The sequence below is a fragment of the Pseudomonas marvdashtae genome, from assembly GCF_014268655.2.
In the GTDB taxonomy this organism is placed as follows: domain Bacteria; phylum Pseudomonadota; class Gammaproteobacteria; order Pseudomonadales; family Pseudomonadaceae; genus Aquipseudomonas; species Aquipseudomonas marvdashtae.
Genome location: NZ_JABWQX020000001.1, coordinates 1,340,274 through 1,352,269 on the forward strand (window position 1 = coordinate 1,340,274; position 11,996 = coordinate 1,352,269).

10 protein-coding genes, 1 tRNA gene and 1 riboswitch are annotated in these 11,996 nt (G+C 61.6%); of the genes, 10 read left to right on the top strand and 1 reads right to left on the bottom strand.

From position 1 onward, the window contains the following. Positions 1–31: 31 nt before the first annotated feature. The 5 genes from astA (at position 32) to astE (ending at position 5,333) form a co-directional block, all read left to right on the top strand. Positions 32–1,057, top strand: a complete 1,026-nt coding sequence (astA, locus tag HU742_RS06165; protein WP_018612658.1) for an arginine N-succinyltransferase — start codon at positions 32–34, stop codon at positions 1,055–1,057. Continuing rightward, positions 1,054–2,523: a succinylglutamate-semialdehyde dehydrogenase gene (gene astD / locus HU742_RS06170; protein WP_186643785.1), complete on the top strand. Its 1,470-nt coding sequence runs from the start codon at positions 1,054–1,056 to the stop codon at positions 2,521–2,523. The genes astA and astD overlap by 4 nt, the downstream gene beginning before the upstream one ends. 86 nt (positions 2,524–2,609) lie before the next feature. Then, positions 2,610–3,956 carry an N-succinylarginine dihydrolase gene (astB, locus tag HU742_RS06175; protein ID WP_186643685.1) on the top strand — a complete coding sequence of 449 codons (1,347 nt, stop codon included), beginning with the start codon at positions 2,610–2,612 and terminating at the stop codon, positions 3,954–3,956. Positions 3,957–4,025: 69 nt separating this feature from the next. Beyond that, entirely contained in the window at positions 4,026–4,313 is a 288-nt protein-coding gene (locus HU742_RS06180) for a hypothetical protein (protein ID WP_003178862.1), read from the top strand. A 12-nt stretch (positions 4,314–4,325) separates the two neighbouring features. After that, positions 4,326–5,333: a succinylglutamate desuccinylase gene (gene astE / locus HU742_RS06185; protein WP_186635897.1), complete on the top strand. Its 1,008-nt coding sequence runs from the start codon at positions 4,326–4,328 to the stop codon at positions 5,331–5,333. A 58-nt stretch (positions 5,334–5,391) separates the two neighbouring features. Here the strand turns inward: astE and HU742_RS06190 are convergent, their stop codons facing one another. Next, positions 5,392–5,901 (bottom strand): 6,7-dimethyl-8-ribityllumazine synthase, encoded by a 510-nt coding sequence (locus tag HU742_RS06190; RefSeq protein WP_186643686.1) that lies wholly within the window; start codon positions 5,899–5,901, stop codon positions 5,392–5,394. Positions 5,902–6,002: 101 nt separating this feature from the next. Further along, positions 6,003–6,171: riboswitch (FMN riboswitch) on the bottom strand. A 142-nt stretch (positions 6,172–6,313) separates the two neighbouring features. Between HU742_RS06190 and ltaE the strand changes: the two genes are divergently transcribed. The 5 genes from ltaE (at position 6,314) to HU742_RS06215 (ending at position 11,940) form a co-directional block, all read left to right on the top strand. Continuing rightward, complete coding sequence (gene ltaE / locus HU742_RS06195) at positions 6,314–7,318, top strand: low-specificity L-threonine aldolase (RefSeq protein WP_186643688.1); 1,005 nt, start codon at positions 6,314–6,316, stop codon at positions 7,316–7,318. Positions 7,319–7,464: 146 nt separating this feature from the next. Further along, entirely contained in the window at positions 7,465–10,086 is a 2,622-nt protein-coding gene (gene alaS, locus HU742_RS06200; RefSeq protein ID WP_186643690.1) for an alanine--tRNA ligase, read from the top strand. Positions 10,087–10,171: 85 nt separating this feature from the next. After that, the gene (locus tag HU742_RS06205) at positions 10,172–11,413 is read left to right on the top strand and encodes an aspartate kinase (protein ID WP_186643692.1); all 1,242 of its coding nucleotides are present in this window, start codon (positions 10,172–10,174) and stop codon (positions 11,411–11,413) included. Positions 11,414–11,598: 185 nt separating this feature from the next. Then, entirely contained in the window at positions 11,599–11,787 is a 189-nt protein-coding gene (gene csrA / locus HU742_RS06210; RefSeq protein ID WP_003178872.1) for a carbon storage regulator CsrA, read from the top strand. Between the two features lie 62 nt (positions 11,788–11,849). After that, positions 11,850–11,940 (top strand) — tRNA-Ser (locus tag HU742_RS06215). Positions 11,941–11,996 lie beyond the last annotated feature (56 nt).

Here is an 11,996-nt window from a genome sequence, read left to right on the forward strand (position 1 = left end):
GTGGCGTGAGCGGCCCGTTTGAGGAGATAGCATGATCGTTCGTCCTGTACGCAGCAGCGATTTACCCGCTCTGATCGCCCTGGCCCGCAGCACCGGTACCGGCCTGACCACCTTGCCGGCCAACGAAGAGCGCCTGGCGCATCGGGTCGGCTGGGCCGAGAAGACCTTTCGCGGCGAAGCCGGGCGCGGCGATGCGGACTACCTGTTCGTGCTCGAAGACGATGACGGCCGCGTGGTCGGCATTTCCGCCATCGCTGGCGCCGTGGGCCTGCGTGAGCCCTGGTACAATTTCCGGGTCGGCCTGACGGTCAGCGCTTCCCAGGAACTGAACATCTACCGGGAAATCCCGACGTTGTTCCTGGCCAACGACCTGACCGGCAATTCCGAGCTGTGCTCGCTGTTCCTGCACGCCGACTTCCGCAGTGGCCTCAATGGCCGGATGCTGGCCAAGGCGCGTCTGTTGTTCATCGCCGAATTTCCACAGCTGTTCGGCAACAAGATCATCGCCGAGATGCGCGGCATGTCCGACGATAACGGCCGTTCGCCATTCTGGGAAAGCCTGGGTCGGCATTTCTTCAAGATGGAATTCAGCCAGGCCGACTACCTGACCGGTGTGGGCAACAAAGCCTTCATCGCCGAGCTGATGCCCAAGTTCCCGCTGTACACCTGCTTCCTGTCCGAAGATGCCCGGGCCGTGATTGGCCAGGTTCATCCTGACACGGAGCCGGCGCTGTCGATGCTCAAGAGCGAGGGCTTCAGCTACCAGGGTTACGTTGACATCTTCGATGCCGGCCCGGCCGTCGAATGCGAGACCGGCAAGATCCGCGCGATTCGCGACAGCCAGGCGTTGGTGCTGGCCATCGGCACGCCGGGCGATGACGCCACGCCGTTCCTCATCCATAACCGCAAGCGTGAAGACTGCCGCATCACCGCAGCACCGGCGCGCTTCGCCGCGGGCACACTGGTGGTCGATCCGCTGACCGCCAAACGTCTTCAACTCAACGCCGGCGATCAAGTGCGTGCCGTGGCGTTGTCTGCCGCTCGGGAGTCGAAATAATGAAATCGCTGTACATCGCTGGAAGTTGGCTGGAAGGCCAGGGCGACGTCTTTGAGTCGTTGAACCCGGTGACCCAACAGGTGCTGTGGTCTGGCAAAGGCGCCACGGCCGCGCAGGTGGAGTCCGCTGTGCAGGCGGCGCGCCAGGCGTTCCCGGACTGGGCGCGGCGCTCGCTGGATGAACGCATCCAGGTACTGGAAGCGTTTGCCGGCAACCTGAAGACTCATGCTGACGAATTGGCCCGTTGCATCGGTGAGGAAACCGGCAAGCCGCTGTGGGAATCGGCCACCGAAGTCACCAGCATGATCAACAAGGTGGCAATTTCGGTGCAGAGCTACCGCGAGCGGACCGGCGAGAAGAGCGGCCCGCTGGGCGACGCCACCGCCGTGCTGCGCCACAAGCCCCACGGCGTGGTGGCGGTGTTCGGCCCCTACAACTTTCCCGGCCATTTGCCCAACGGTCACATCGTGCCCGCGCTGCTGGCAGGCAACTGCGTGTTGTTCAAGCCCAGCGAGCTGACGCCTAAAGTCGCCGAGCTGACGGTCAAGTGCTGGGTCGAGGCCGGCCTGCCAGCGGGCGTGCTGAACCTGCTGCAAGGCGCGCGGGAAACCGGTATCGCCCTGGCGGCGGAACCGGGGATCGACGGGCTGTTCTTCACCGGATCCAGTCGCACCGGCAATTTGCTGCATCAACAGTTTTCCGGTCGGCCGGACAAGATCCTGGCGCTGGAGATGGGCGGTAACAATCCGCTGGTGGTGGATGAGGTGGCCGACGTCGATGCGGCGGTCTACACCATCATCCAGTCTGCCTTCATTTCCGCCGGCCAGCGCTGCACGTGCGCACGCCGTCTGCTGGTGCCGGAAGGGGCGTGGGGCGATGCCTTGCTTGAGCGCCTGGTGCAAGTCAGTTCGACCATCGAGGTGGGCGCCTTCGACCAGCAGCCGGCGCCGTTCATGGGCTCGGTGGTGTCCTTGGGCGCGGCGAAAGCGCTGATGGATGCGCAGAATCATTTGCTGGGCAAGGGCGCGGCGCCGTTGCTGGCCATGACCCAGCCCCAGCCACAGGCTGCGTTGCTGACGCCGGGGATTCTCGATGTGACTGCCGTGGCCGAGCGCCCCGATGAGGAACTGTTCGGGCCGCTGCTGCAAGTCATCCGCTACAAGGATTTCGCAGCAGCGATCAGCGAGGCCAACAACACCCAATATGGCTTGGCCGCCGGCTTGCTGTCGGATTCGCAAGCGCGCTACGAACAGTTCTGGCTGCAAAGTCGTGCAGGTATCGTCAACTGGAACAAACAGCTGACCGGTGCCGCCAGCAGCGCGCCGTTCGGCGGTGTCGGCGCCTCGGGCAACCATCGCGCGAGTGCCTATTACGCGGCGGATTATTGCGCTTATCCGGTGGCCTCGCTGGAAACCCCAAGCCTGGTCATGCCGGCGAGCCTGACGCCTGGTGTGCGGATGGCGTAAAACCGCTATCGCGGGTTCGCTCGCGATAGCCGCGCCGTAGTTGTTATTGATGCCTATAAAAAACAGATTCTCGTGGAGCCTCGCTGATGAAATCCTATGAAGTCAACTTTGACGGTCTAGTGGGGCCGACCCATAACTACGGCGGGCTCTCCTACGGCAACGTTGCGTCCCAGAGCAACAGCCAGCAGTCGTCCAACCCCAAGGAAGCGGCGCTGCAGGGCCTGGCGAAAATGAAGGCGCTGATGGAAATGGGTTTCCAGCAAGGTGTGCTGGCGCCACAGGAGCGTCCGGACGTGGGGGCCCTGCGTCGGTTGGGTTTTTCCGGCAGCGATGCCCAGGTCATCCAGCAGGCGGCGAAGGAAGCGATGCCGCTGCTCGTCGCCAGTTGCTCGGCCTCGAGCATGTGGGTCGCGAATGCCGCCACCGTCAGCCCAAGTGCCGACACCGCCGACGGCCGCGTGCATTTCACCGCCGCCAACCTCAATTGCAAATACCACCGCAGCATCGAACACCCGACCACCAGCCGTGTGCTCGGAGCGATGTTTGCCGACCAGCAGCACTTCGCTCATCACGCTGCCTTGCCGGCGGTGGCGCAGTTCGGCGATGAAGGCGCGGCCAACCACACGCGTTTCTGCCGCGCCTATGGTGAGGCTGGTGTCGAATTCTTTGTGTTCGGTCGCAGTGCTTTCGACAGCCGTTATCCATCGCCGCACAAATACCCGGCGCGCCAGACCCTCGAGGCGTCCCGCGCGGTCGCCCGCCTGCATGGCTTGAGCGAAGAGGGCGTGGTGTACGCCCAACAGAATCCGGCGGTGATCGACCAGGGCGTTTTCCACAACGATGTAATCGCGGTGGGCAACGGCGAGGTGCTGTTCTATCACGAGGACGCATTCCTCGAGACCGAGAAGATGCTGGCCGAACTGAGCAGCAAACTTGCCAAGGTTGGTGGGAAATTCCAGTCGGTGTGCGTGCCGCGTTCGGCCGTTACCGTCGATGATGCGGTGCGTTCCTACCTGTTCAATAGCCAATTGCTGTCGCGTCCCGACGGTTCGATGCTGCTGATCGTGCCGGAGGAATGCCGCGGCAACGAACGCGTCTGGCAATACCTGCAAGGCCTGACCGGCGCTGGCGGCGTGATCCGCGAAGTGAAGGTCTTCGACCTCAAGCAAAGCATGCAGAACGGTGGTGGCCCGGCGTGCCTGCGGTTGCGCGTGGCGCTGAACGAAACCGAGCTGGCGGCGGTGAATCCAGGGGTTATCATGACCGCGCCGCTGTACGATTCGCTGACCCACTGGGTCGATCGCCACTACCGCGACCGGATGACCGAAAACGACCTGGCGGACCCGCAATTGCTGCTTGAATGTCGGTCGGCACTGGATGAACTGACACAAATCCTTAAACTTGGCTCGGTTTATCCCTTCCAGATCAATTGAAAGCGCGCGCGACCTGACTACAGTCAAAGCAGGGCGCGTTGCCTTATCCCCAGACGAGAATGTAAAGACATGAGCGATACCCTGCAGCTGATCCTTGAAGACACCGACGGCACGCAACTGGAAACTTCCTGCACGCGCGTCGCAGTGATGTGGCAAGGCAAGGAACTGTGGATCCAGCAGGATGGCCGCGGCCAGTTGCTGATCGGCGTCGACGTCGAAGAAGGGGATGAGGAATACGCCAACCTGCTGCTGCGTCCATTGGCGACCAACCTGGTCAGCCTGCAACTGGAAATGGAACCGGCCGACGTCGGCGATGATGACCATGTCCATGGCCCGGATTGCGGCCACGACCATTAAGGAACCCGCGCTATGCTCGCCCTCGGCAAACTGCTTGAACTGACGCTCGCCGGCCGTGAACCGGCGGAGAAGACTCAACTGACTGTCGAAGGCGTACGGATGCGCTGGTTGAGCGAGGGCGCGCTTGAGGTCAAGCCGCCCGAAGCCTGGGATAACGGCCTGGACCTGCTGCTATCGGCCGGAATCCACGGCAACGAAACCGCGCCGATCGAATTGCTCGACCGCCTGCTTCATGGCATTGCCCGCGGCGACCTGAAGCCTCGGGCGCGCATTTTGTTCCTGTTCGGCAACCCCGAGGCCATCCGTCGTGGAGAGCGCTTCGTCGAGCAGGACGTCAACCGGCTGTTCAACGGTCGCCACGAATTGAGCGGCGGCCCCGAAGCGTTGCGAGCGTGTGAACTTGAACGACTGGCCGCGAGTTTCTTCAGCGTGCCGGACCGCAGCCGTCTGCATTACGACCTGCACACTGCGATTCGTGGCTCGAAGATCGAGCAGTTCGCCCTGTATCCCTGGAAGGAAGGCCGTCCGCATTCACGTCGCGAACTGGCGCGCCTGCGCGCGGCGGGCATGGAGGCGGTGTTGCTGCAGAACAAGCCGTCCATCGTCTTCAGCGCCTACACCTACGATCAGCTCGGCGCCGAGTCTTTCACCCTCGAATTGGGCAAGGCCCGGCCGTTCGGACAGAACAACGGGGTTAACGTCAGCTTGCTGGAAACCCGCCTGCAACAGATCATTGAGGGCAACGAGCCGGAGCTGGATGAAGGGCTCGATGGCTTGCAACTGTTCAGCGTCGCCCGGGAAGTCATCAAGCACAGCGATAGCTTCCGCCTGAACTTGCCGGCGGACATCGAGAATTTTTCCGAGCTTGAAAAAGGTTATGTGCTGGCCGAGGACATCGCCCAGACTCGTTGGGTGATCGAAGAGGAGGGGGCCCGGATCATCTTCCCGAACCCCAAGGTCAAGAATGGCTTGCGTGCCGGGATTCTGATCGTGCCGGCGACGGACGAAAACCTGGCCTGAATCCAGCGTTGACTCGGTCGTGGGAGCGAGCAAGTCCGCCCCCACGATCGAATCGGCGTCAGACTGCCAGGGCGCGCTGCTCACTGCGGCGCAATGCCCGGGTCTTGTGCAGCGTATCAGCGCAGGTCTTCGCCGCTTCCTGGCCCTTGTGCACGAAATGCTCGAAGAAGAACTTCTGATGTTCTTCGCCGGCATGAAAGTGATGTGGCGTGAGCACGACCGAGAACATCGGCACTTCGGTTTCCAATTGGACCTGCATCAGGCCGCTGATCACCGATTGGGCGACGAATTCGTGACGGTAGATGCCGCCATCCACCACCAAGCCTGCAGCAACGATGCCGGCGTACCGGCCGGATTTTGCCAGCAGCTTGGCGTGCAGCGGAATTTCAAAGGCGCCGCCAACCTCGAAGAAGTCGATGTCGCTTTCCTGATAACCCTGGCTGATCATCTCGGCGACGAAGCCTTTACGGCTCTGGTCGACGATTTCCTTGTGCCAGCAGGCCTGGATGAACGCGACGCGCTCGCCCGGATGGGTTTTGGTTTTGCTGTCGATTGCAGTGGGTTGCATGTTCTGGTTCCTGTTTGTGTGAAAAACAGGGCGTCATGAATCGAAGGGGATTCGAGGGTACGCCGCGCACAAGACAGTCGCAGGCGGCCCTTGGGTGTCAATCCCGTTCTCTCTTCATCCGGACTATGACCGTCGGCCCCGGGATCGCACCGGGTCTGCTGACCTTGTCGCTGCACCGCAAGAAAGTGGTGAGTGCCAAGCGCTCGCGGGCTATGCGCATTGCGCGCAATTACCGCCGGTGGGGAGTTGCACCCCGCCCTGAGAACGTTTTTGTCGCCGTGGTTGGCGGCGGAGGATTTTTAACACATATTTCGGTGCAACGCATGGGCAACTGGCTTGATTATTCATCGCCATGCCCGCAGTAATTGTCATCCGAAAGGGCATTCCCCCATCTGAACCCGAGGCCAGATTCATGAGCGTTATCGACCTTCGCAGCGACACGGTGACTCAACCTTCCGCCGGCATGCTCGATGCCATGGCCAATGCGCCAACGGGCGACGACGTCTACGGTGAAGACCCGACCGTCAATCGCCTCGAAGCCGAACTTGCCGAGCGCCTGGGCTTCGCGGCGGCGCTGTTCGTGCCGACCGGCACCATGAGCAACCTGCTGGGGTTGATGGCTCATTGTGAGCGCGGCGACGAATACATCGTCGGCCAGCAGGCCCACACCTACAAATACGAAGGGGGCGGTGCGGCGGTGCTCGGTTCGATCCAGCCCCAGCCTCTCGAGGTACAGGCCGATGGCTCGCTGGACCTGACGCACGTGGCTGCGGCGATTAAACCCGATGACTTCCACTTTGCCCGCACCCGCCTGCTGGCCCTGGAAAACACCATGCAGGGCAAGGTGCTGCCCCTGGAATACCTGGCCCGGGCCCGGCGTTTCACCGAGGAACACGGCTTGGCGCTGCACTTGGACGGCGCGCGCCTGTACAACGCCGCGGTCAAGCTGAACGTCGACGCGCGCGAGATAACCCAGCATTTCGATTCGGTGTCGGTGTGCCTGTCCAAGGGCCTGGGTGCGCCCATTGGCTCGGTACTGTGTGGCAGCGTCGAGCTGATCGGCAAGGCCCGGCGGCTGCGCAAGATGGTCGGTGGCGGCATGCGCCAGGCCGGGATCCTCGCGGCGGCGGGGCTGTATGCCCTGGAGCATCAGGTCCAGCGCCTGGCCGATGATCACGCCAATGCCCAGCGGCTCGCCGACGGCTTGCGTGCGGCAGGCTATGACGTCGAGCCCGTGCAGACCAACATGGTCTACGCACAGCTTGGCGAGCGGGCCGAGGCGATCAAGGCATTCGCCGCGGAACGTGGCATCAAGCTCAGTGCCGCGCCCCGTTTGCGCATGGTGACCCACATGGACGTCAGCGCGGGGCAGATCGACCAGGTCATCGACACTTTCGTCGACTTTTCCCGCAACTGATCGCCCCGGCGAGCCAATTGACGGTTTCTATCGCATAAACACGCTGTACCCCACGCAAAGGGCCGATATAATGCGGCCCTTTGCCGTTGCTTCGTCTGTTGACGTTTTGCACAGGCCTTTGGCCGCAGCCTCCGTGGAAGAACCTAATGAAAAGCGCAGAAATCCGTGAAGCCTTCCTTCGCTTCTTCGAAGAGCAAGGCCACACCCGAGTAGCCTCCAGCTCTTTGATTCCGGGCAACGACCCGACCCTGCTGTTCACCAACGCGGGGATGAACCAGTTCAAGGACTGCTTCCTGGGCCAGGAAAAACGTGCCTACACCCGTGCGGTGAGCAGCCAGAAATGCGTACGCGCTGGCGGCAAGCACAACGACCTGGAAAACGTCGGCTATACCGCTCGTCACCACACCTTCTTCGAAATGCTGGGTAATTTCAGCTTCGGCGACTATTTCAAGCGCGACGCCATCACCTTCGCCTGGAACTTCCTGACCTCCGAGAAGTGGCTGAACCTGCCCAAGGAAAAGCTCTGGGTCACGGTCTACGCGACGGATGACGAAGCCTATGACATCTGGACCAAAGAGGTCGGTGTCCCAGCCGAGCGCATGGTGCGCATCGGCGACAACAAAGGCGCGCCTTACGCTTCCGACAACTTCTGGACCATGGGCGATACTGGCCCGTGCGGCCCTTGCACCGAGATTTTCTACGATCACGGCGCCGACATCTGGGGCGGCCCACCCGGCTCGCCGGAAGAAGATGGCGACCGCTACATCGAGATCTGGAACAACGTCTTCATGCAGTTCAACCGCACCGCCGATGGCGTGTTGCATCCGCTGCCAGCGCCGTCGGTGGACACCGGCATGGGCCTGGAGCGGATCAGTGCGGTGCTGCAGCACGTTCATTCCAACTATGAAATCGACCTGTTCCAAAGCCTGTTGAGCGCTTCGGCCAAGGCCATCGGGTGCTCCAACGACAACCAGGCTTCGCTCAAAGTGGTGGCGGACCACATCCGTTCGTGCGGCTTCCTCATTGCCGATGGTGTGCTGCCATCCAACGAAGGCCGTGGCTACGTGCTGCGCCGAATCATTCGCCGCGCCTGCCGTCACGGCAACAAGCTGGGCGCCAAGGGCAGCTTCTTCTATCAGATCGTCGCCGCGCTGGTGGCCGAGATGGGCGAGGCTTTCCCGGAACTCAAATCCCAGCAGGCGCACATCGAGCGCGTGCTCAAGGGCGAAGAAGAGCAGTTTGCCAAGACCCTGGAGCAGGGCCTGAAGATCCTCGAGCAGGACCTGGCCGAGCTCAAGGGCAACGTGGTTCCGGGCGATGTGGTGTTCAAGCTGTACGACACCTATGGCTTCCCGATGGACCTGACCGGCGACATCGCCCGCGAACGCAACCTGACCCTCGACGAGGAAGGTTTCGAGCGCGAGATGCAAGCCCAGCGCGTGCGTGCGCGTTCCGCCAGTTCTTTCGGCATGGACTACAACAGCCTGGTCAAGGTTGACGTGGCGACCGAGTTCACCGGTTACGCCGCGACCACCGGCTCGGCCAAGATCGTCGCGATCTATAAGGACGGCCAATCGGTCGACATCCTGAGCGAAGGCCAGGAAGGCGTGATCGTGCTGGACAAGACGCCGTTCTACGCCGAATCCGGCGGCCAGATCGGCGACAGCGGTTATCTACAAGCGGGCAGCTCGCGTTTCGACGTGCGTGACACCACCAAGACCGGCGGCGCCTTCCTGCACCATGGCGTGCTGGCCTCGGGCAGCCTGATGATCGCCGCTCCGGTGGCGGCCCATGTCGACGCCGAGGTTCGGCATGCCACGTCGCTGAACCACTCCGCCACGCATTTGCTGCACGCCGCGTTGCGCCAAGTGTTGGGCGAGCATGTCCAGCAGAAGGGCTCGTTGGTAGATAGCCAGCGCCTGCGCTTTGACTTCAGCCATTTCGAAGCGATCAAGCCGGAGCAACTCAAGGCGCTGGAAGACATCGTCAATGCCGAAATCCGCAAGAACTCCCCGGTAGAAACCGAGGAAACCGACATCGAGACCGCCAAGCGCAAGGGCGCGATGGCGTTGTTCGGCGAGAAGTACGGCGACAGCGTGCGCGTGCTGAGCATGGGCGACTTCTCCGTTGAACTGTGCGGTGGCATCCACGCCAACCGGACCGGCGATATCGGCCTGCTGAAGATCATCAGCGAAGGCGGCGTGGCTTCCGGCGTGCGGCGTATCGAGGCGGTCACTGGCGCTGCGGCGCTGGCGTACCTCAATGCGGCGGAAGAACAACTCAAGGAAGCGGCGACCCTGATCAAGGGCAGCCGCGACAACCTGATCGACAAGCTCTCGGCCGTGCTGGAGCGCAACCGCCTACTGGAAAAACAACTCGAGCAGTTGCAAGCCAAGGCTGCCAGCGCTGCGGGCGACGATCTGTCGGCCCAGGCCGTGGACGTCAAGGGCGTGAAGGTGCTGGCCGTGCGTCTCGATGGCCAGGACGGCAAGGCGCTGCTGGCGCTGGTCGATCAACTGAAAAACAAACTCGGCCGCGCAGTGATCCTGCTCGGCGGTGTCCATGAGGAAAAGGTCGTTCTCGTCGCAGGCGTGACCAAAGACCTGACTGGCCAACTCAAAGCCGGTGATTTGATGAAGCAGGCCGCTGCGGCAGTGGGCGGGAAGGGCGGTGGTCGTCCGGACATGGCGCAAGGCGGCGGTACCGACGCCAGCGCCCTGGACGCGGCACTGGCCCAGACCGTTGCATTTGTAGAGCAGGGTATTTAAGGCAGCGCTCCGGGCTCGCCAAGCGTGGGCCCGACCGCTGTTGATTGATTATTGGGCGCCCTTCATGGGCAGAGGCGGCTTTGAAATGGCTTTGATCGTACAGAAATTTGGAGGCACCTCGGTCGGCACCGTCGAGAGAATCGAACAAGTCGCCGACAAGGTTAAGAAATTCCGTGACGCGGGCGACGACCTGGTGGTCGTGCTGTCGGCAATGAGCGGCGAGACCAACCGTCTGATCGATCTGGCCAAGCAAATTAGCGGCGACCAGCAACCGGTCCCCCGCGAGCTGGACGTGATCGTGTCCACTGGCGAGCAGGTGACCATTGCCTTGCTGGCCATGGCCCTGATCAAGCGTGGCGTGCCGGCGGTGTCCTACACCGGCAACCAGGTTCGTATCCTGACGGACAGCGCGCACAACAAAGCGCGTATCCTGCAGATCGACGATCAGAAAATTCGCGGTGACCTGAAGGCCGGTCGCGTTGTGGTCGTCGCCGGCTTCCAGGGCGTGGACGAGCACGGCAATATCACCACCCTCGGTCGTGGCGGTTCCGATACCACCGGCGTGGCGCTGGCGGCAGCCCTCAAGGCTGACGAGTGCCAGATCTACACCGATGTGGATGGCGTCTACACCACCGATCCGCGGGTTGTCCCCGTGGCTCAGCGCCTGGACAAGATTACCTTCGAAGAGATGCTGGAAATGGCCAGCCTCGGTTCCAAGGTGTTGCAGATCCGCGCGGTTGAATTCGCCGGCAAGTACAACGTTCCGCTGCGCGTTCTGCACAGCTTCAAAGAGGGTCCGGGCACCCTCATTACTATTGATGAAGAGGAAACCATGGAACAGCCGATCATTTCCGGCATCGCTTTCAACCGCGATGAAGCCAAGCTGACCATCCGTGGTGTGCCAGACACTCCCGGCGTGGCCTTCAAGATTCTCGGCCCGATCAGTGCCGCCAACATCGAAGTGGACATGATCGTGCAGAACGTCGCGCACGATAACACCACCGACTTCACCTTCACCGTGCACCGCAACGACTACCAATCTGCTGAAACCGTGCTGAAAAAGACGGCTGTCGAGATCGGTGCCCGGGAAGTGGTGGGCGATACCAAGATCGCCAAGGTCTCGATCGTCGGTGTCGGCATGCGTTCCCACGCAGGCGTGGCCAGCCGCATGTTCGAGTCCCTGGCCAAGGAAAGCATCAATATCCAGATGATCTCCACCTCGGAAATCAAGGTGTCCGTGGTGATCGAAGAGAAGTACCTGGAGCTGGCCGTGCGCGCCCTGCACACGGCTTTTGAACTCGACGCTGCTGCCCGACAGGGCGAGTAAGGCGTTGTCCGGAGGGCGCGGCATTGACCGCGCCCTTTGTTTTTCTGAATGGCGTGCCCCAAAACTGTTCTTTTGCGCGCGCTGGTCAATACTAGGCCTGTAGGCTGCGACCGTTTCGGTTGTAGGTCCCATGCCTTTTTTTTGCAGATTGTTGTCCCTGAACTGAATTGGGTGAGGAGAAAGGTATGCTGATTCTGACTCGTCGGTGCGCAGAAAGCCTGATTATTGGCGATGGCGAAATCACCGTGACCGTGCTCGGCGTCAAAGGAAACCAAGTACGTATCGGCGTCAACGCACCGAAAGAGGTCGCTGTGCATCGGGAGGAAATTTACCTGCGTATCAAGAAAGAGAAGGACGACGAACCAAGCCATTAATTTTTATCGATTTTTATGTTTGCAAACGGGGATGAAGGTGGTTAATATACGCCCCGTGTTGCGGAGAGCTGGCCGAGTGGCCGAAGGCGCTCCCCTGCTAAGGGAGTACACCTCAAAAGGGTGTCGGGGGTTCGAATCCCCCGTTCTCCGCCATTATTCGTTTAGTGCGCTGTAGTCTGGCTTGATCGGTAAGTGATTGAAATTACTGA

Bases quoted from the DNA above. Each gene is read 5' to 3' on its own strand.
- astA (WP_018612658.1), top strand. From the start codon at position 32: ATGATCGTTCGTCCTGTACGCAGCAGCGATTTACCCGCTCTGATCGCC.
- astB (WP_186643685.1), top strand. From the start codon at position 2,610: ATGAAATCCTATGAAGTCAACTTTGACGGTCTAGTGGGGCCGACCCAT.
- HU742_RS06180 (WP_003178862.1), top strand. From the start codon at position 4,026: ATGAGCGATACCCTGCAGCTGATCCTTGAAGACACCGACGGCACGCAA.
- astE (WP_186635897.1), top strand. From the start codon at position 4,326: ATGCTCGCCCTCGGCAAACTGCTTGAACTGACGCTCGCCGGCCGTGAA.
- HU742_RS06190 (WP_186643686.1), bottom strand. From the start codon at position 5,901: ATGCAACCCACTGCAATCGACAGCAAAACCAAAACCCATCCGGGCGAG.
- ltaE (WP_186643688.1), top strand. From the start codon at position 6,314: ATGAGCGTTATCGACCTTCGCAGCGACACGGTGACTCAACCTTCCGCC.
- alaS (WP_186643690.1), top strand. From the start codon at position 7,465: ATGAAAAGCGCAGAAATCCGTGAAGCCTTCCTTCGCTTCTTCGAAGAG.
- HU742_RS06205 (WP_186643692.1), top strand. From the start codon at position 10,172: ATGGCTTTGATCGTACAGAAATTTGGAGGCACCTCGGTCGGCACCGTC.
- csrA (WP_003178872.1), top strand. From the start codon at position 11,599: ATGCTGATTCTGACTCGTCGGTGCGCAGAAAGCCTGATTATTGGCGAT.